Origin of the sequence: Pseudomonas spelaei, assembly GCF_009724245.1 — a bacterium.
Taxonomy (GTDB): Bacteria; Pseudomonadota; Gammaproteobacteria; order Pseudomonadales; family Pseudomonadaceae; genus Aquipseudomonas; species Aquipseudomonas spelaei.
The window spans coordinates 252,717-272,675 of the sequence record NZ_WNNK01000001.1 but is presented as its reverse complement, the minus strand read 5'-3'; the positions used below and the strand labels follow the sequence as shown (position 1 = coordinate 272,675).

Genomic DNA, 19,959 nt, shown 5'->3' with positions numbered 1-19,959 from the left:
GCCATCCAATGGCCAAGACTCTGGCCGCTCCAGTGATTCGGAACGGGCTGCTATAGCCCGCTCTCCCTGGACTTCGGTGCGACAACAGCAAGCGCCTTGCCACGTTACAGCTGCCGAATCCGGGTCTAGCATCCGCTTGAATGAGAAACTTGTACAAACAGACTTTCAAAGAATAGCCGAAGACTGGCAAGGGGCCAGCCATGGAATGACAAATATCATTACAACGCTGCCGGACGCGGTTGAGCGGCACTGATGCCTGGGTAATGCCCCAGTTGCTGCAAGGTATCCAGGCGCGCCCGCGCCCGGAAGGCATACTCGCTGGCCGGGTATTGGCTGATGATGAACTGATAGGTTTGCGCCGCATCGACGAACAGCTTCTGCCGCTCCAGGCATTGCCCGCGCAGCATCGAGACCTCTGGTTGTACGTAGCGCCGGGAACGACTTTCACGATCGACCTGGGACAACTCAAGGGTTACCCGCTGACAATCGCCGACATCATAGGCGCGATAGGCATTGTTCAAATGATGGTCCATCGACCAACGGGTACAGCCGACAACACTGACGGCCAGGGCAGCAATGATCACGATTCGCATGGGGGGTTCTCCTGTCTTGTGCAGTGTATCGACCCCTGCGCAAAAATCTTCAAGGTTGATCGCCTGTCCAAACCGTTGAAAACAAGTGAAACGTCGTTAAGTAGTGCAAACGAACAATGACTACAACCAAAGAGCATAGTAGCCTTCCTCAGCGCTTGAACTCAGGAGTCCGTGCATGTCCGTCCGTCGTACCAAAATCGTCGCCACCCTTGGCCCGGCCAGTAACTCGCCGGAAGTCCTCGAACAGCTGATTCTGGCTGGCTTGGACGTTGCCCGTCTGAACTTCTCCCACGGCACCCCGGACGAGCACAAGGCTCGCGCCAAACTGGTGCGTGACCTGGCCGCCAAGCATGGCCGCTTCGTCGCACTGCTGGGTGATCTGCAAGGCCCGAAAATTCGTATCGCCAAATTCGCCAACAAGCGGATCGAGCTGAAGATCGGTGACAAGTTCACCTTCTCCACCAGCCATTCGCTGACCGACGGCAACCAGCAAGTCGTGGGTATCGACTACCCGGACCTGGTGAAAGATTGCGGCGTCGGCGACGAACTGCTGCTGGACGACGGTCGCGTGGTCATGCGCGTCGACACCGCTACCGTTACTGAGCTGAACTGCACCGTGATCATCGGCGGCCCGCTGTCCGACCACAAAGGTATCAACCGTCGCGGCGGTGGCCTGACGGCGCCGGCCCTGACTGAAAAAGACAAGGCCGACATCAAGCTCGCCGCCGAAATGGAAGTGGACTACCTCGCCGTGTCCTTCCCGCGCGACGCTGCCGACATGGAATACGCCCGTAAGCTGCGCGACGAAGCCGGCGGCACCGCCTGGCTCGTGGCGAAGATCGAACGCGCCGAAGCCGTGGCCGACGACGAAACCCTCGACGGCCTGATCAAGGCTTCCGACGCTGTAATGGTTGCCCGTGGCGACCTGGGCGTGGAAATCGGTGACGCCGAGCTGATCGGCATCCAGAAGAAGATCATCCTGCACGCACGCCGTCACAACAAAGCGGTGATCGTGGCGACCCAGATGATGGAGTCGATGATCCAGAACCCGATGCCGACCCGCGCCGAAGTGTCCGACGTGGCCAACGCCGTGCTCGACTACACCGACGCCGTGATGCTCTCGGCTGAAAGTGCTGCTGGCCCGTACCCGCTGGAAGCCGTCCAGGCCATGGCGCGTATCTGCGTCGGCGCTGAAAAGCACCCGACCAGCAAGACCTCCAGCCACCGCATCGGCAAGGTGTTCGAAAGCTGCGACCAGAGCATCGCCCTGGCTGCCATGTACACCGCCAACCACTTCCCGGGCGTGAAAGCGATCATCGCCTTGACCGAAAGTGGCTACACGCCGTTGATCATGTCGCGTATCCGCTCCTCGATCCCGATCTACGCGTTCTCCCCGCACCGCGAAACCCAGGCCCGCGCGGCCATGTTCCGTGGCGTCTACACCGTACCGTTCGACCCGGCATCGCTGCCGCCTGAGCAAGTCAGCCAGGCTGCGATCGACGAGTTGCTCAAGCGTGGCGTTGTGGAGAAAGGCGACTGGGTCATCCTGACCAAGGGCGACAGCTACCACACCATCGGCGGCACCAACGGCATGAAGATCCTGCACGTTGGCGACAAGATGGTCTGAGTGACCGCTTGCTGAAAAACAAAAGCCCTGCCATGTGAATGGCGGGGCTTTTTGCATTTCAGATTGGCTTTTGTATTGGCCTCACTGGCCTCTTCGCGGGCAAGCCCGCTCCCACATTTAACCGCGTACATCCTGAAGAAATACGGTCAAATGTGGGAGCCGGGCTTACCCGCGATGGCGCCAGCCCAATCAACACACCTTCAGCGCTTGCTGATAAACCCCGACAACGCCGCAATCGCCTCCGGCGACTTCAACCGCTGGGTAAACAAGGCACCCTCTTCCTCGATCACCCGGCGCAACTGCTCGCGATCCACACTTTTCATCAGATGTTTGCTGACCTGCACCGCCCCAGGCGCCAGGGTTTCAAAACGCTCAGCGACTTCCCGCGCCTTGGCCAACGCCGCCTCACCGCTACCCAACGCCTCAGTGGCAATCCCCCAAATAGCCGCCTGCTCACCACTGAACCCTTCGCCCAACAGCAGTAATTCCGCGGCCTTGGCATGCCCCAACAATCGCGGCAGGATCAAACTGGAGCCAAACTCCGGGCACAGCCCCAAGTTGACGAACGGCATGCGCAACCGAGCATCTCGGCTGACGTACACCAGATCACAGTGCAACAGCAGCGTCGTACCAATCCCCACCGCTGCACCCGCAACCGCCGCAATCACCGGCTTTCGGCAATTGAGCAAACTGCGCATGAAATGAAACACCGGACTGTCGAGATCGGCCGGCGGTTGTTCAAGAAAGTCACCAATGTCATTCCCGGCGGTGAAGCACTCACGGCTGCCCTGGATCAACACAGCATTGACGGTGGCGTCAGCGTCAGCCTGCTCCAGCGCCTCGGCCAATTGACTGTACATGGCACGGGTCAGGGCGTTTTTCTTGTCCGGGCGATTAAGCTGCAGGATCAGCAGCCCGCGTTCGCGTTGCAGCAGGATGGCGTCGGTCATGGCAAATCTCGAGGCTGGAAAATTCAGCGCTCAACCACGGGGCAGGAAGACGTCGGCCAGCAGTTGATTGCGCGGCAGTCCCGCCAGGAACAGGCGCTTTGAAAAAGCTTCGACACTGGCAGGGTGCCCGCAGAGTAAAGCCAGTGTTTGCCTTGAAACAAGCCGCAGTTGCGCCAAAGCCTCAGTCAACTCCGCCGCCGTCCACAGCTCGACGGTAAGGTTTGCATGGCTGGCCTCCAGCGCCGCCAAAGGCTCGGCCAAATAATGCCCGTTGGCATCATGCGCCAGGTGAATGACCCGGATGGCGCCCTGATGATCCTGGCGCAAGGCCTCCCGCAGCACACCCCACAACGGTGCCATGCCGGTACCTGCGCCCAACAGCCAAAGCGGACGGGCCTGCCAGTCCGGGTCGTAGTGCAACGCGCCACCGCGCAACTCGCCCAGGCGCAGGCTATCGCCCACCTTCAGCTTTCGGGCGGCATCGCTGAATTCGCCGGGCAGGCGGCAATCGAGGTGAAACTCCAGGTACGGGTCGACCTGGGGCAGGCTGGCCAGAGAGTACGGCCTCGCGACCCTCCCCGCCCACAACACTAAGTGCTGCCCGGCCTGATAGCGCAGGTTATGCTCCGGTTGCAGACGCAAACGCAGCACTGTCGGGTTCAACCAGTCGGCGCGCAGTACGTGCGCAGCCAGGCCATCCGTGCGCGGATCGAAGGTTTCCACCTGCAGATCGCCCGTGACCTGGCACTGGCATGCCAGGCGCCAGCCTTCCTGACGCTGCACGGGGCTCAAGGCATCAGGCTGTTTGTCCTGAACCTCGCCCTGGCAACGCACCAGACAGGCATGGCAACTGCCCGCCCGGCAACTGTAGGGCACGGCGACACCCGCCTGGTTCAGGGCATCCAGCAGGTTGCTGCCGGCGGGTACCGACCAATGGCGTTCACCGACGTGGAGTTCAGGCATAAAGGTCTCGGATCAAAAAAGGCGCCTACAGGGGACCACGCCCAGGATAGTTTGACCATAGTCGGGTGTATCGGCCACCGCACCGGGTTATACTGCCGCGCCTTTTTAGCGTCGCGCCTAGTAGCACCCGGCGTGCCTTGGAAAGGTGTCTTCAGCCGACCGATACACCCTACTGAAGACACCTTTATTGAATGTTCCCGTCTTATAGAGGAGCGCGACTCATGACCGTGATCAAGCAAGACGACCTGATTCAGAGCGTTGCCGACGCCCTGCAGTTCATTTCCTACTACCACCCCGTTGACTTCATCCAGGCCATGCACGAAGCCTACCTGCGCGAAGAATCGCCAGCGGCCCGTGACTCCATGGCACAGATCCTGATCAACTCGCGCATGTGTGCCACCGGCCACCGCCCGATCTGCCAGGACACCGGGATCGTCACCGTATTTGTACGTGTAGGTATGGACGTGCGCTGGGATGGCGCCACCATGAGCCTGGACGACATGATCAACCAAGGCGTGCGCCAGGCTTACAACCTGCCGGAAAACGTCCTGCGGGCCTCGATCCTTGCCGACCCGGCAGGCGCGCGCAAAAATACCAAGGACAACACCCCTGCGGTGATCCACTACTCCATCGTCCCGGGTAACACTGTGGAAGTGGACGTGGCGGCCAAGGGCGGCGGCTCCGAGAACAAGTCGAAAATGGCCATGCTCAATCCGTCCGACTCGATCGTCGACTGGGTTTTGAAAACCGTTCCGACCATGGGCGCCGGCTGGTGCCCACCAGGTATGCTGGGCATCGGCATCGGCGGTACTGCCGAGAAAGCCGCAGTGATGGCCAAGGAAGTGTTGATGGAATCCATCGACATCCACGAGCTGAAAAAGCGTGGCCCGTCCAACCGTATCGAAGAGATGCGCCTGGAGCTGTTCGAGAAGGTCAACCAACTGGGCATCGGCGCCCAGGGCCTGGGTGGCCTGACCACCGTGCTCGACGTGAAGATCATGGATTACCCGACCCACGCAGCCTCGCTGCCGGTGTGCATGATCCCGAACTGCGCCGCCACCCGTCACGCGCACTTCGTGCTCGACGGTTCCGGCCCGGCTTCGCTGGAGGCGCCACCGCTGGACGCCTACCCGGAAATCGTCTGGGAAGCCGGCCCGTCGGCCCGTCGTGTCAACCTCGACACCCTGACCCCGGAAGACGTGCAGAGCTGGAAGCCGGGCGAAACCGTATTGCTCAACGGCAAGATGCTCACCGGTCGCGACGCCGCGCACAAGCGCATGGTCGAGATGCTGAACAAGGGCGAAACCCTGCCGGTGGACCTCAAGGGTCGCTTTATCTACTACGTCGGCCCGGTTGATCCGGTACGCGAAGAAGTCGTCGGGCCGGCCGGTCCAACCACGGCTACGCGGATGGACAAGTTCACCCGCCAGATCCTCGAGCAAACCGGCTTGTTGGGCATGATCGGCAAATCCGAGCGCGGCCCGACCGCTATCGAAGCGATCAAGGACCATAAGGCCGTTTACCTGATGGCTGTTGGCGGCGCGGCTTACCTGGTGGCCCAGGCCATCAAGAAATCCCGTGTGGTGGCTTTCGCCGAACTGGGCATGGAAGCGATCTACGAGTTCGACGTGAAAGACATGCCGGTGACCGTTGCGGTGGACAGCAAGGGTGAATCGGTACACATCACAGGTCCTGCCATCTGGCAGAAAAAGATCAGTGAGAGCCTGGCGGTAGAAGTGCAGTAAGCATTTCCCCGCAAGGATAAAAGGCGATCGAGGCAACATGCCCCGGTCGCCTTTTTTATTGCACATGCTATGGTGCTCGCCCCTAATTGCCCCCGTTCATCTGCACATGATCGCGATTCCCCGCCCATTGCGTTTGACCCTCTACACCCTGTTGATCGTGGCCGGCGCCGTACTCGCTGCCGGCCTGGCCATGCGTCACGCCGAACGCCAGTCCCTGGTGGATGACGCAGCCCGCGCCAATCAACAGCTTGGGCTGTACGGCAACTCCCTGCACACCCTGATCGAACGTTACCGCGCCCTGCCCGCCGTGCTGGCCCTGGACTCGGAAATGATCAGCGCCTTGAAAGGCCCGCTGGACGCCGCGACCCAGGACCTGCTCAACCGTAAGCTGGAGCGCATCAACGGCGCAGCCCAGTCGTCTACCCTGGAATTGATGGACCGCACCGGTCTGGCCGTGGCCGCCAGCAACTGGAATTTGCCCAGCAGTTATGTCGGGCATAACTACGCGTTTCGCCCGTATTTCAGCCAAACACTGATCCAGGGCACTGGGCGCTTTTACGCGGTGGGGGTAACCACCGGCATTCCGGGTTACTTCCTCTCAAGCGCAGTCCTGGATGAACACCAGCAGTTCCTCGGTGCCATGGTGGTCAAGCTGGAATTTCCAGAGCTGGAGCGCGAGTGGGCGCAGGGCAATGATCTGCTGCTGGTCAGCGATGCCCGGGGCATTGTGTTTATCGCCAATCAGCCAGGCTGGCGCTATCGTGCCTTGCATCCTCTGTCAGACAGCGACCACGCCGAACTCAAGGCCACCCGGCAATACGACAAGAAACAGCTGTTGCCCCTGGACACCCAGGCCTTGCAGCGCTTTGACGACAACAGCCACCTGATGCGCGTCGATGGCCCTGAGGGCCGCACCGACTACCTGTGGGAGTCCTTGCCGCTGAAAGCTGAAGGCTGGACCCTGCACCTGTTACGCAAGCCCCAACTGGCGGTCGAAGAACAACGCAATGCCGGCCTCGCCGCGGCGGGGTTGTGGCTGACGCTGGTGTTCCTGCTGCTGTTCCTGACCCAGCGTTGGCGCCTGGCTCGTTTGCGTCAGCGCAGCCGGGAAGAACTTGAACAACTGGTGGAAGAACGCACCCGCGACCTGCGCACCGCTCAGGATGGCCTGGTGCAGTCGGCCAAGCTCGCAGCGCTGGGACAGATGTCCGCCGCCCTGGCCCATGAAATCAACCAACCGCTGACCGCCCAGCGCATGCAACTGGCGACGCTGAGGCTGCTGCTGGATCACGGCCGGGTGGATGACGCCTACAAGGCACTGACCCCACTGGACGACATGCTCACCCGCATGGCCGCTCTGACCGGCCACCTCAAGACCTTCGCCCGTAAAAGCCCCAGCGGGCTGCGCGAACGTCTGGACCTGGCAACAGTGGTGGATCAGTCCCTGCACTTGCTCGACGCCCGCCTGCGGGACGAGTCCATTGGTACAGTGCTGGACCTGTCCCGCCCGGCCTGGGTGCGCGGCGATGCGATTCGCCTGGAACAAGTGCTGATCAACCTGCTGCGTAATGCCCTGGATGCCATGGCCGACAAACCGCACAAACGCCTGGAAATTCGTCTGCACGTCGATCAACAACTGTGGCGTCTGACGGTCAGCGACAGCGGCGGTGGCATTGCCGAAGATCACCTCAATAACGTGTTTGACCCGTTCTTCACCACTAAACCGGTGGGTGACGGGCTCGGCTTGGGGCTGGCGGTGTCCTACGCTATCGTCCACGAACTGGGCGGCCGCCTGAGCGCCGCCAACCAGGGTGACGGCGCGATCTTCACCCTGACCTTGCCCATCGCCCTGGAGACACCAGACCTATGTTGAATGCGGTGATTGTGGTCGATGACGAAGCCAGCATCCGCACGGCCGTTGAGCAATGGCTGAGCTTGTCGGGCTTCGAAGTGCAGCTGTTCAGCCGCGCCGAGGAATGCCTGCTGCAGTTGCCCAGGGATTTCCCCGGGGTGATTCTCAGCGATGTGCGCATGCCGGGGCTCAGTGGCCTGGAGTTATTGGCCGAGGTGCAACGGCGCGATGCCGACCTGCCGGTGATCCTGCTCACGGGTCACGGCGATGTGCCGATGGCGGTGGAAGCCATGCGCGACGGCGCCTACGACTTCCTGGAAAAACCCTTCAGTCCCGAGGCCCTGCTCAGCAGCCTGCGGCGGGCGCTGGACAAGCGCGCACTGGTCCTGGAAAACCGTCGCCTGCATCAACAGGCTGACCACCGGGCCCAGTTGGACGCCAGTCTGCTCGGCGTATCCCGCAGCTTGCAGAACCTGCGTCGGCAAGTACTGGACCTCGCGACGTTGCCCGTTAACGTGCTGATCCGTGGCGAGACTGGCAGCGGCAAGGAGTTGGTCGCACGTTGCCTGCATGACTTCGGGCCTCGGGCAAAGAAACCGTTTGTGGCATTGAACTGTGCAGCAATTCCCGAGCAGTTGTTCGAGGCCGAGTTGTTCGGCCATGAAAGCGGCGCCTTTACCGGCGCCCAGGGTAAACGCATCGGCAAGCTGGAATACGCCAACGGCGGCACGTTGTTTCTCGATGAAATCGAAAGCATGCCCCTGGCCCAGCAGGTGAAGTTGCTGCGGGTGTTGCAGGAGCAAAAGCTTGAGCGGCTGGGCTCCAACCAGAGCATCAAGGTGGACTTGCGGATCATTGCCGCGACCAAGCCAGACCTCCTGGACGAAGCACGAGCCGGGCGCTTTCGCGAAGACTTGGCCTATCGGCTGAACGTTGCACAACTGCATTTACCGCCCTTGCGCGAGCGCCGGGAAGATATTCCGCTGCTGTTCGAACACTTTGCCCAGAGTGCTGCCGAGCGCCTGGGCCGCAGTTTTTCACCACTGAGCGGGCCGCAACTGGGGCGACTGCTCAGCCACGACTGGCCGGGCAATGTGCGTGAGTTGGCCAACGTCGCCGAACGACAAGTGTTGGGGCTTGGCGAACCGGAGCCGGAAGGCATCGAGGCTGGACAGTCACTGGCGGCTCAGCAGGAAGCCTTTGAAGCCCACTGCCTGAAAGCGGCACTGACCCGGCACAAAGGCGATATCAAGGCGGTGCTGGCGGAGTTGCAACTGCCCAGGCGCACCTTTAATGAAAAGATGCAGCGGCACGGGTTGGCGCGGGAGACGTTTCTCTAGGCTGACATTGTGTTGCCCGCGTGGGCCTCATCGCGGGCAAGCCCGGCTCCCACATTTGATCGGTGCTGTTGCTGACAACTCGGTCAAAGGTGGGAGCTGGCTTGCCTGCGATGAGGCCCTTCAAGACAACCCACTTCCCAGCCAGGTGAGCGGTTTTCCGCTCATTACCCATCAAATATCAGCGGTTTTCCGCTCAATAAATTCCTGTAACCCTTCTAGACCGGGCCTTCATCTGCTTGGCACAGCTCCTGCTATAGCCCGAGCAGGCTGCGTTTGCGCGCGCTCCACAAAAACAATTAGATGAAGGATCCTTCAATGGATAACTCCAACTCCCTGCCTCTAGGGTCGGCGGCTGCGCCGGCAAAAGAACGCACCACTTCCAGCCGGATCAAGTCGATTTTCAGTGGCTCGGTCGGCAACATGGTCGAGTGGTACGACTGGTACGTCTACGCCGCTTTCTCGCTGTACTTCGCCAAAGCCTTCTTCCCCAAAGGCGACACCACCGCCCAACTGCTCAACACCGCCGCGATCTTCGCCGTGGGCTTCCTGATGCGCCCTATCGGTGGCTGGCTGATGGGCCTGTACGCCGACCGCAAGGGCCGTAAAGCCGCGCTGATGGCCTCGGTGCTGCTGATGTGCTTCGGCTCGCTGATCATCGCCCTGACCCCTGGTTATGAAACCATCGGTGTCGGCGCGCCGATCCTGTTGGTGTTCGCCCGTCTGCTGCAAGGGCTGTCAGTGGGTGGCGAATACGGCACCTCGGCCACTTACCTGAGTGAAATGGCAACCAAGGAACGTCGCGGCTTCTTCTCCAGCTTCCAGTACGTGACCCTGATCTCCGGCCAGCTCATCGCCCTCGGCGTGCTGATTGTGCTGCAACAGACGCTGACCACCGAGCAACTGTACGACTGGGGCTGGCGTATCCCGTTCGTCATCGGCGCCCTCTGTGCAATCGTTGCGCTGTACCTGCGTCGCGGCATGGAAGAAACCGAGTCGTTCACCAAGAAGGAAAAAGCCAAGGAAAGCGCCATGCGCACCTTGATGCGTCATCCCAAGGAACTGATGACCGTGGTCGGCCTGACCATGGGCGGCACCCTGGCGTTCTACACCTACACCACCTACATGCAGAAATACCTGGTGAACACCGTCGGCATGAGCATCTCCGACTCCACCACCATCTCGGCGGCCACGCTGTTTCTGTTCATGTGCCTGCAACCCATTGTCGGCGGGCTGTCGGATAAGGTCGGTCGCCGGCCGATCCTGATTGCCTTCGGTATCCTGGGGACCTTGTTCACCGTACCGATCCTCACCACCCTGCACACCATCCAGAGCTGGTGGGGCGCGTTCTTCCTGATCATGGCGGCGCTGATCATTGTCAGCGGCTATACCTCGATCAACGCCGTGGTGAAGGCCGAACTGTTCCCTACCGAGATCCGCGCCCTGGGCGTTGGCTTGCCGTATGCGCTGACGGTGTCGATCTTCGGCGGTACCGCTGAATACATCGCACTGTGGTTCAAGAGCATCGGCATGGAAACCGGCTATTACTGGTACGTGACTGCGTGTATTGCAGTGTCGTTGATGGTCTACGTGACCATGAAAGACACCCGCAAGCATTCGCGGATTACCACGGACTAACAGTCAGACGCGGTAGAAAATGTGGGAGCCGGCTTGTGTGGGAGCTGGCTTGCCTGCGATGGCATCACCTCGGTGTAACTGATACATCGAGGCATCTGCATCGCAGGCAAGCCAGCTCCCACACAAGCGATCTCATCGCTTGACGAATCGCACCTGCCTCAAGACAACTCAGCCACCCCTTGGCGCCCATACCGGCGCTGCGCATACGACGCCCCGGCAATCATCACCACCAACACCGCCGCCAACACCGCCGACGAGCCAATGGTGCCGAAATCCAGCCCACCCTTTTCAAGGGGTTTGGTCAGGAAGTCACCCAGGGTTGCGCCAAACGGTCGGGTCAACACAAACGCCACCCAGAACAGCAGTACCGACGAAATCTTCGTGAAGTACTTGAGCAACACCACCACCGCGATACTCGCGCCGATCAGCAAGGCCCCACCGGCAAAGCCAAGCCCCGAATCGTCGGCGAGGAAATCCCCCAGCGCAGTACCCAAGGTGTTGGAGAACAGGATCGCCATCCAGTAGAACAACTCACCGCGAAAGGTCTGAACCTTGTTCACGTTCAGCGAGTCGCCGCTGACGCGCCACAGGGCAAAGATCGCCACCAGTATCGAGATCAGGATCAGGGAGCCCGTGGCATACCCCAAACCCAGGGTGCGGTCCATAAAGTCCGACATGGTGGTGCCGGCAGTGCTGGTGGACAGGATCACAATCCAGTACAGCACCGGGTTGTAGGTTTTCGACCAGAGTTGCGTCACCAGGGTGACCAGAAACACGCTGATCAGGATCATCGAGCTGATGGCATAACCGACATTCAAGGTCATCGACAGCAAGTCCCCGGCGGTTTCGCCCAAGGTCGTCGCGCAGATTTTCATGACCCAGAACGCCAGGGTGATCTGAGGAAGTTTGTTCATGACGCAGAAGGCTCCAGAGTTCAGTCTTGAAGGCCGACGCAGAGGGGGTGTCGACCTGGCGCGCAGACTGAACGCAGAGCTGTGAAAAATAGGTGGGCAGCGTATGAAAATTCCATGCTTCGTAGCAGACACCGATGGAAATCCCTCGCCACGGCTTGCACTATGATGCCCTTCCAGAACCGCCCAGCAGGAACCCCGGCCATGTCCGACGATATCCATTTCTACGAGCCCGCCAACGGTCACGGCCTGCCCCATGACCCGTTCAATGCCATCGTCGGCCCACGACCGATTGGCTGGATTTCTTCACAGGACCACGAGGGTCGCCTGAACCTGGCGCCCTACAGCTTCTTCAACGCCTTCAACTACATTCCGCCGATCATTGGCTTTTCCAGTGTCGGGCGTAAAGACAGCCTGAATAACATTGAGCAGACCGGCGAGTTTGTCTGGAACCTGGCCACCCGCCCGCTGGCCGAGCAGATGAACCAGAGCTGCGCGCCCGTTTCACCCGAGGTCAACGAGTTCGAATTGTCCGGCCTGACGCCGGTGGCATCGAAAGTGATTACCGTGCCTCGGGTGGGCGAGAGCCCGGTGTCGTTCGAATGCAAGGTGACGCAGATCATTCAACTGCAGCGAGCCGACAAGGCATTGGTTCCCAGCTGGCTGGTGCTCGGAGAGGTGGTCGCCGTGCACATCGCCAAGTGGTTGCTCAAGGATGGGGTGTACGACACCGCCGCCGCCGAGCCGATTCTGCGGGGCGGCGGCCCGGCGGATTACTTCCAGCTGGGACCTGAGGCCTTGTTCAAGATGTACCGGCCACGTTGAACGGATTGCCATCAAAGTGTGGGAGCGGCGGTGCGACGATTCGACTTGCTCGCGAAGGCGTAGTGTCAGTCGCCAAATGTTTGGCTGACCCACCGCTTTCGCGAGCAAGCCCGCTCCCACACAAGCCCGGCTCCCACATTGGATCTTTGTCGTTGTGTAGAACAGTGTCCGGCTTTAGCTGGCAACAGCAGCCCACGTCAACTGACCGTCTTCGTCGACGTCGATCAACCGCTCAAGTTGCTGGGCAGCAGCGTCGTCGGCGTCATCAGCGGTCTTGAACTTCTGGTCATCAAGGATCTTGTGAAAGCGCGGTGCGCCCATGCCATCCAGTGCCTTGACGGCGACGGCGGCGCTGTAGCCACCTTCTCCCGGCACTACGGCGGAAACGGCTTCGTGGTGGGCAAACTCTTTACGTGCCATGTTGCAGGTCCTGGCCAATGGAAAGTCGGCCATTCTAAACACTCATCCAGCCAGTTGCAGGTATTCGCCGTAAGCGTTGACGGCAGACGTGTCGGTGAAGGTCTGGAAGTCCATGCTGCGGATCACCAGGTCATTGACCAACTCGGTAAAGATCATCAAGGCCGGGGAGCTGAAATAGGCGCTCATCGCCTGTTCGCTGCTCCAGAAACCCGAGATCAGCCACACATCCGGATCCGACAAGGAATGCTGCAACGAGAATTGCAGGCAACCCTGAGCCTGGCGGCCCGGTTCGATCAAACTGCTCAAGCGTGCACCCAGTTCGGTGCTGCACCCGGTGCGGGCGCGGATAAAGGCCATATGGCTCGCGGGAATGGGGGTGGACATGTTCGACTCTCCCGTTGAGAAGTGATGCTCGGCAACACGGTGGGGGTGTGTTGCCACAGGATCAAAGATAACGGCGCCCCCGCACGCGTGGTTAGTCGATTCCTGCCGGCTTATTGCACAATCCTGCGAGAAGCGTAGAGATAGCGTTCAAGCCACCGGTTTTACGCCGGGCATGACAGCCTTGTTTCATACGGGTTACCGCCCGGTGACAGCAGCGATCCTTGCCTGATTCGCGATTTATCGCAGGATCAGGCAAGGATTGTGCAGAATTGACATAACACTGTTTGGAAACCCGCCTTTAAGCTGTGCCCATCGTCAAAGCGCCCAGAGGATGCCCCATGTCGTCGCTAGAACATCGCCCTGCCCCCCTCGACCCCGACATGGAAAAGCAGCGCGCAGAATTGGCCGATATCGTTCTGCGTCACACCTGTGAGGACGGCTCCTACGCCACCGCGATCAATTCCTTCGTGCTCAACCGGCATAACGCACCACGGGACTTCATGCCCGTACTGGCGCAACCGGCGTTGTGCATCCTGGCCCACGGCAGCAAGGAAGTGCGCCTGGCAGACGAAACGTTCGCGTATGACCCGCTTAATTACCTGGTATTTTCGGTGTCGATGCCGGTGGCCGGGCGCATTATCGAGGCCTCTCCGGAAAACCCTAACCTGTCACTTCGACTGGACATCGACCCGGCGCAAATCACCGCGCTGATCGCCGAGGCCGGCCCCATGGGTGTGCCCACTCGCCCGACGGCTCGAGGCTTGTATGTCGACCGTCTCGACAGCCAGTTGCTGGATGCAGTGCTGCGCCTGACGCGCCTGCTGGACACGCCCAAAGACATCGCCATGCTCGCTCCGCTGATCAGCCGCGAGATCCTGTATCGCCTGTTGCGTAGCCCGCAGGGCTATCGACTGTATGAAATTGCCGTCGCCAACAGTCAGAGCCATCGGGTCAGCCAGGCCATCAAGTGGTTGAACGGCAACTTTGAACAACCGCTGCGCATTGATGACCTGGCCAAGGAAGTGAACCTCAGCGTCTCGACCTTGCACCACCGTTTCAAGGCGATGACGGCCATGAGTCCGTTGCAATATCAGAAGCAACTGCGCCTGCAGGAAGCCCGGCGGCTGATGATCGCCGAAGGCCTGGAGGCCTCGGCGGCGGGGTATCGGGTGGGGTATGAAAGCCCGTCGCAATTCAGCCGTGAATACAGCCGGTTGTTTGGCGCGCCGCCGTTGCGGGATTTGGCGCGGCTGCGTTTGAGCGTCTGACACAGACCCAAGAACAATGAAAATCAAATGTGGGAGCTGGCTTGCCTGCGATAACGACCGGTCAGATAAAAATATGTTGCCTGACCCACCGCTATCGCAGGCAAGCCAGCTCCCACATTTGATCTGTTTTGTTGCATAAAACCCATCAATCCAGGGTTCGGGGCAACTGCAAGGTCACCCGCAACCCACCCTCACGCAAATTCTGCAGACTCACTTCACCGCCATGGCTATGGGCAATGTTGCGTGCGATGCCCAGGCCCAAGCCGTAGCCTTGCTGCTGCCCGGCGAGGCGAAAGTGCGGCTCGAAGACTTGCTCCAGGCGCTGTTCAGGCACGCCGGGGCCTTCGTCATCCACGTGGAGGATGAACTGCGCACCGTCATCTTCGATGTACAGATGGGCGTTCTGTCCATACTTCAAGGCGTTGTCGATCAGGTTGCCCATGCAGCGCTTGAGGGCCAGCGGCTTGCCCGGGTAGAGCGACAGCGCCCGTCCGTGCTGGGTCACGCGGCCGTTGCCGTTGGGCGCCAGGTAAGGCTCCACCAGGCAATCGAGTACGTAATTGAGGTCCACCGGCTCGATGTTTTCGTGGATGTCGGTGTCCTTGACGCACTGCAACGCGCCCTTGACCAGCAACTCCAGCTCATCCAGGTCCCGACCGAACTTGGCCTGCAGTTTTTCATCCTCCAGCAATTCCACCCGCAGCCGTAGACGCGTGATGGGTGTGCGCAGGTCGTGGGAAATGGCGCTGAACAATTGGCTGCGCTCGGTCAGGTAGCGGCTGATGCGTTCGCGCATGGCATTGAAGGCCCGCCCCACTTCCACGACTTCACTGCCACCGCCTTCAGCCACAGGTTCCACGTCCGCGCCCAGGGACATGTCCCTCGCCGCCCGCGCCAAGCGCTTGAGCGGTCGACTTTGCCAATGCACCAGCAGGCCGATAAACAGCAACAGGAACGCACTGGTCAACACGATAAACCACACCTGCTGGGACGGCAGGCCTTGTTCTTCGAGGCTGGTGTAGGGCTCAGGCAACAGCGAGGCGATGTACAGCCATTCGCCGGGGGCCAGTTGGATCTGGGTCACCAGCACAGGCGGATTGACCGGCTCCAGGGTCAAGGCGTAGTGAGCCCAGGAACGCGGCAGTTCGTCGAGTTTCAGGCCCGCGTTAAAGATCCGCAGGTCTTCGGCGCTGACAAACTCTACCGAGACGTGCACGTCGCTGCCCAGGGTCTGGCGCAGCACTTCGTCCACCGCTTTGAGCACGGCCTGCTTGCGCGGGGTCTCGGGCAGTATCGCCATATCCAGCGGTTTGTCATTGAGGGTCACCACGAAACGCGTACCGCCCATGCTGCGCAATTGGTCCAGTACCAACGGGCGATAAGCCACCGGCAGTGAGCGGAAATAACTGACGCTGGCAGTCATCGAATGGGCCAGACTACGGGCGCTGGTGACCAAGCCTTCCAGCTGAGTAGCCCGCAATTGCGAGACCCAGATCACGCTGGACAACGCCTGGGCAAACAACACCGCCAACAGGGTCAGGAGCAACATCCGCCCCAACAGCGAGCGAGGTACCGGAAGCCGGCGACGTTGTTCGTTCAGGCGTTCAGTGGGCATTACTGGCAACCACACTGGCCGCCAGTTGATAGCCACTGCCGCGCACCGTGCGAATCAGCCGGGGTGGTTTCTCGGTGTCCCGAAGACGTTGGCGCAAGCGGCTGACGGCCATGTCGACAATTCGGTCCAGCGGCATCAGGTCGCGGCCACGGGTGGCGTTGCCGATGGTGTCGCGGTCGAGGATTTGCTGGGGGTGATCGAGAAACAGCTTCAACAAGGCAAAGTCGGCGCCGGAGAGAATCACTTCTTCCCCGTCCAGATGAAACAGGCGGTGGCTGACCATGTCCAGGCGCCACTCATCGAACACCAGTACCTCGCCACCGCTGCGCTCTTGCCCGAACTGGGCGCGGCGCAACAGGGCCTTGATCCGTGCCTGCAATTCACGCGGGCTGAACGGCTTGCCAATGTAGTCGTCGGCGCCCAGTTCCAGGCCAATCACCCGGTCGGCTTCGTCGGAGCTGGCGGTGAGCATGATGATCGGCACCTGCGCCTGACGCGGGTGCTGGCGGATCCAGCGGCAGAGGCTGAAACCGTCTTCGTCCGGCAGCATCACATCAAGGATCACCAGGTCGCACGGCGCCTCGTTCATCGCCTGGCGAAACCCCGCACCGTCCGACACGCCACGCACCTGGAAGCCGGCGCGACAGAGGTAGGTTTGCAGCAACTCACGGATTTCCTCGTCGTCGTCGACAAGGAGAATGGACTTACTGGTTACGCTCACGGGGTCGTCCTTATTGTTTTGGATGGGACGGGCTGAATAATTCGTTGTGCTTACGGGCCTCATCGCGGGCAAGCCCGACTCCCACAGGGGAATGCATTCCAAATGTGGGAGCCGGGCTTGCCCGCGATAGCGCCATCACTGCCTACGCAAATGCCTGCTCAAGCGCGACACCTGCCCCGGTCAACCCGGAATACGGCGCCGTCACCAGCCACACCGGAATGCCCTTGAAGTAGTCACTCATGCAGCCTTTGTCACCAAAGCTCTTGGCAAAACCACTCTTGATAAAGAAATCGGCAAACCGCGGGATCACGCCGCCAACGATATACACCCCGCCACGACCGCCGGTGGTCAACACGTTGTTACCGGCCACTCGGCCGAGCCAGATACTGAACTGGTCGAGTACTTCCAGCGCTACCGGATCGCCGGCCAGGCCCGCCGCCGTTACGGCTTCGGGGGTTTCCAGCACTGGCGTGTGCCCGTCCACCGCACAGATCGCCCGATACAAACGCGGCAAACCGCCACCGCTCAACACGGTTTCGGCGCTGACATGGCCGATCTCGTTGTAAATGTGCTGCCACAGCTGTGCTTCTCGCGGGCTGCTCAGAGGCAGGTCGACATGGCCGCCCTCCCCCGGCAAGGCTGCCCAGCGCCCGGCGCCCAGGTCCAGCAGGGTACCCACGCCCAGGCCGGTGCCCGGACCGATCACCACTGCCGGACGCAACGGCTCCGGCGTGCCTTCGCAGACCACGCGAAATTCATCGGGCTGCAGACGGGTCATGCCCAGGGCCATGGCCGAGAAATCGTTGACCAGCAGCAGCTCATCCACCTGCAAGGTGTTGCAGAAGGCAGTTTTGCTCAGCCGCCAGTGATTGTTGGTGAATTTAAATTCATCACCACTCACTGGCCCGGCGACCGACAGGCACACCGCACCGATGGAGCCCAGCGCCAGGCCTTCCTCTTTGAGGTAGGCCTGGATGGCCTCCTCGGGGCTGGCATGATCCGCCGTCGCGTGGACGCGGATCGAGTGCAACCCTTGATCCCGCCACAACGCAAAACGGGCGTTGGTACCACCGATATCACCGACCAGCGCAAGCTTCACTTAAGACTCTCCAGGGCAGACGTAAAGGCGCTGGCGCCCTGCTCTGCGGAGCTTGCGGCCAGGCGCATAAATGCAAACAGCTCGCGACCGGCCCCCACGTTATTGCCCAACAGGCCCGTGGCAGGCGCGCGCGCTGCAAATTCTTCGGCGTCCACCTTAAGCTCCAAAGTGCCTTTGACGCCATCCACACGAATGATATCGCCATCTCGCACGCGTGCCAGCGCACCACCGCGCTGAGCCTCGGGGCTGACATGAATCGCCGCCGGGATCTTACCCGAGGCGCCGGACATCCGCCCGTCTGTCACCAACGCCACCTTGAAGCCACGGTCCTGCAACACACCGAGGAACGGCGTCATCTTGTGCAGTTCCGGCATGCCGTTGGAGCGCGGGCCCTGGAAGCGCATCACCGCAACAAAGTCTTTCTCCAACTGGCCGGCCTTGAAGGCATCGGCCAGGTCCTGTTGATCCTGGAACACCACCGCCGGGGCTTCGACGATTTGATGTTCAAGGGCCACGGCGGAAACTTTCATCACACCGCGGCCGAGGTTGCCTTCCATCACCCGCAACCCACCTTCCGGCGAGAACGCCCGAGCCACAGGGCGCAGGATGGTTTCGTCGAGGCTTTCGATGGGGCCTTCACGCCACACCAGTTCGCCTTCCACCAGGAACGGTTCCTGGGTGTAGCGGCTCAGGCCATGACCGGCCACGGTGTTGACGTCGTTGTGAAGCAGGCCGGCTTCCAGCAGCTCGCGAATCAGGAACGACATACCGCCCGCCGCCTGGAAGTGGTTGATATCGGCCTTGCCGTTTGGATAGACATGGGACAGGGTCGGCACCACCTCGGAGAGGTCGGCCATGTCCTGCCAAGTGAGGATGATGCCCGCCGCCATGGCGATGGCCGGCATGTGCAGAGTGTGGTTGGTGGAGCCGCCGGTGGCGTTGAGGGCGACGATAGAGTTGACGATGGACTTCTCGTCGACGATCTCGCCAATCGGCATGAACCCGCCGTTCTGCTTGGTCAGCCGGGTGACCTGATGCGCGGCCTCACGGGTCAGGGCGTCACGCAGCGGCGTGTACGGGTTGACGAAAGAGGCGCCCGGCAGGTGCAGGCCCATGACTTCCATCAGCAACTGGTTGGTGTTGGCGGTGCCGTAGAAGGTGCAGGTGCCAGGGCTGTGGTAGGAGTTCATCTCCGATTCCAGCAGTTCTTCGCGGGTAGCCTTGCCTTCGGCGTAGCGCTGGCGCACGTCGGCCTTCTGCTTGTTGGAGATACCCGACGGCATCGGCCCGCCCGGGACGAAGATCATCGGCAAATGGCCGTAGCGCAAGGCGCCCATCATCAGGCCGGGGACGATCTTGTCGCAGATGCCCAGCATCAGCGCCGCATCGAACATGTTGTGGGACAGCGCTACCGCCGTGGACATCGCAATGACTTCACGGCTCAGCAGGCTCAACTCCATGCCGGGCTCGCCCTGGGTCACGCCGTCGCACATGGCCGGGGTGCCACCGGCGAACTGACCGACGGAACCGACTTCTCGCAGGGCCTTTTTGATTTGCTCGGGGAAATGTTCGTACGGCTGGTGAGCCGAGAGCATGTCGTTATATGAAGAAACAATTGCCACGTTGGCGGCGTTCATCATCCGCAGGCTGTGCTTGTCCTCAGTACCGCAACCGGCCACGCCGTGGGCAAAGTTGGCGCATTGCAGCTTGCCACGCATCGGACCGTCGCTGGCAGCACCGCGAATGAGTGCAAGGTAGGCCTCACGGGTGGCGCGGCTACGGGCGATAAGCCGTTCGGTGACCTCAAGTACGCGGGGATGCATGTGTAGAACTCCAGGCTAACGGATGTGGCGACCTGTATGTCTATGCTGATCAAACGCCGCTGCACGTGGGATGGCAGCGTGTTATTTGACCCATCGGACCAGTTGATTCAGGTCACTCGTTGTAGATTGAACAAAATATTGCCACTAAAAAGGCTTGTTTTCTATTTTTATGCGAATAATCTTGTAAT

At 60.8% G+C, this 19,959-nt stretch carries 17 protein-coding genes; 7 read left to right on the top strand and 10 right to left on the bottom strand.

Features of this window, described 5'->3' with window-relative positions:
- Positions 1 to 218: 218 nt before the first annotated feature.
- The gene (locus GNF76_RS01230; protein WP_155581359.1) at positions 219 to 593 is read right to left on the bottom strand and encodes a tol-pal system YbgF family protein; all 375 of its coding nucleotides are present in this window, start codon (positions 591 to 593) and stop codon (positions 219 to 221) included.
- A gap of 175 nt (positions 594 to 768) precedes the next feature.
- Between GNF76_RS01230 and pyk the strand changes: the two genes are divergently transcribed.
- Positions 769 to 2,220 (top strand): pyruvate kinase, encoded by a 1,452-nt coding sequence (gene pyk / locus GNF76_RS01225; RefSeq protein ID WP_155581358.1) that lies wholly within the window; start codon positions 769 to 771, stop codon positions 2,218 to 2,220.
- A gap of 200 nt (positions 2,221 to 2,420) precedes the next feature.
- Here pyk and GNF76_RS01220 read toward each other — a convergent pair whose 3' ends face one another.
- Complete coding sequence (locus tag GNF76_RS01220; protein ID WP_155581357.1) at positions 2,421 to 3,170, bottom strand: enoyl-CoA hydratase-related protein; 750 nt, start codon at positions 3,168 to 3,170, stop codon at positions 2,421 to 2,423.
- 30 nt (positions 3,171 to 3,200) lie between these two features.
- Positions 3,201 to 4,133 carry an iron-sulfur-binding ferredoxin reductase gene (locus GNF76_RS01215; RefSeq protein WP_155581356.1) on the bottom strand — a complete coding sequence of 311 codons (933 nt, stop codon included), beginning with the start codon at positions 4,131 to 4,133 and terminating at the stop codon, positions 3,201 to 3,203.
- Positions 4,134 to 4,354: 221 nt separating this feature from the next.
- Here GNF76_RS01215 and GNF76_RS01210 point away from each other — a divergent pair, with 221 nt between their 5' ends.
- From GNF76_RS01210 to GNF76_RS01195, 4 genes are all read left to right on the top strand, one after another.
- Entirely contained in the window at positions 4,355 to 5,878 is a 1,524-nt protein-coding gene (locus tag GNF76_RS01210) for a fumarate hydratase (RefSeq protein WP_003214142.1), read from the top strand.
- A 106-nt stretch (positions 5,879 to 5,984) separates the two neighbouring features.
- Complete coding sequence (locus tag GNF76_RS01205) at positions 5,985 to 7,751, top strand: ATP-binding protein (RefSeq protein ID WP_155581355.1); 1,767 nt, start codon at positions 5,985 to 5,987, stop codon at positions 7,749 to 7,751.
- The gene (locus GNF76_RS01200; protein ID WP_155581354.1) at positions 7,745 to 9,070 is read left to right on the top strand and encodes a sigma-54-dependent transcriptional regulator; all 1,326 of its coding nucleotides are present in this window, start codon (positions 7,745 to 7,747) and stop codon (positions 9,068 to 9,070) included. Before GNF76_RS01205 ends, GNF76_RS01200 begins: the two co-directional genes overlap by 7 nt.
- Positions 9,071 to 9,385: 315 nt before the next feature.
- Positions 9,386 to 10,705: an MFS transporter gene (locus GNF76_RS01195; protein ID WP_155581353.1), complete on the top strand. Its 1,320-nt coding sequence runs from the start codon at positions 9,386 to 9,388 to the stop codon at positions 10,703 to 10,705.
- 158 nt (positions 10,706 to 10,863) lie between these two features.
- Here the strand turns inward: GNF76_RS01195 and GNF76_RS01190 are convergent, their stop codons facing one another.
- Positions 10,864 to 11,619, bottom strand: coding sequence for a COG4705 family protein (locus tag GNF76_RS01190; protein WP_155581352.1), 756 nt, complete (start codon positions 11,617 to 11,619; stop codon positions 10,864 to 10,866).
- 201 nt (positions 11,620 to 11,820) lie between these two features.
- On the opposite strand from GNF76_RS01190, the gene GNF76_RS01185 reads away from it, so the two are divergent.
- Positions 11,821 to 12,441 (top strand): flavin reductase family protein, encoded by a 621-nt coding sequence (locus GNF76_RS01185; RefSeq protein ID WP_155581351.1) that lies wholly within the window; start codon positions 11,821 to 11,823, stop codon positions 12,439 to 12,441.
- 174 nt (positions 12,442 to 12,615) lie between these two features.
- On the opposite strand, the gene GNF76_RS01180 is transcribed toward GNF76_RS01185, so the two are convergent.
- Entirely contained in the window at positions 12,616 to 12,894 is a 279-nt protein-coding gene (locus GNF76_RS01180) for a hypothetical protein (protein WP_155581350.1), read from the bottom strand.
- Between the two features lie 9 nt (positions 12,895 to 12,903).
- Positions 12,904 to 13,245: an antibiotic biosynthesis monooxygenase family protein gene (locus tag GNF76_RS01175; protein ID WP_155581349.1), complete on the bottom strand. Its 342-nt coding sequence runs from the start codon at positions 13,243 to 13,245 to the stop codon at positions 12,904 to 12,906.
- A 338-nt stretch (positions 13,246 to 13,583) separates the two neighbouring features.
- On the opposite strand from GNF76_RS01175, the gene GNF76_RS01170 reads away from it, so the two are divergent.
- Positions 13,584 to 14,513 carry an AraC family transcriptional regulator gene (locus GNF76_RS01170; protein ID WP_155581348.1) on the top strand — a complete coding sequence of 310 codons (930 nt, stop codon included), beginning with the start codon at positions 13,584 to 13,586 and terminating at the stop codon, positions 14,511 to 14,513.
- Between the two features lie 145 nt (positions 14,514 to 14,658).
- On the opposite strand, the gene GNF76_RS01165 is transcribed toward GNF76_RS01170, so the two are convergent.
- The 4 genes from GNF76_RS01165 to edd form a co-directional block, all read right to left on the bottom strand.
- Entirely contained in the window at positions 14,659 to 16,128 is a 1,470-nt protein-coding gene (locus GNF76_RS01165; RefSeq protein ID WP_155581347.1) for an ATP-binding protein, read from the bottom strand.
- Positions 16,118 to 16,849 carry a response regulator gene (locus GNF76_RS01160; protein ID WP_178123123.1) on the bottom strand — a complete coding sequence of 244 codons (732 nt, stop codon included), beginning with the start codon at positions 16,847 to 16,849 and terminating at the stop codon, positions 16,118 to 16,120. Before GNF76_RS01160 ends, GNF76_RS01165 begins: the two co-directional genes overlap by 11 nt.
- A 142-nt stretch (positions 16,850 to 16,991) precedes the next feature.
- Entirely contained in the window at positions 16,992 to 17,948 is a 957-nt protein-coding gene (locus GNF76_RS01155; protein ID WP_178123122.1) for a glucokinase, read from the bottom strand.
- Positions 17,945 to 19,771 carry a phosphogluconate dehydratase gene (gene edd / locus GNF76_RS01150; protein WP_155581346.1) on the bottom strand — a complete coding sequence of 609 codons (1,827 nt, stop codon included), beginning with the start codon at positions 19,769 to 19,771 and terminating at the stop codon, positions 17,945 to 17,947. Before edd ends, GNF76_RS01155 begins: the two co-directional genes overlap by 4 nt.
- Positions 19,772 to 19,959 lie beyond the last annotated feature (188 nt).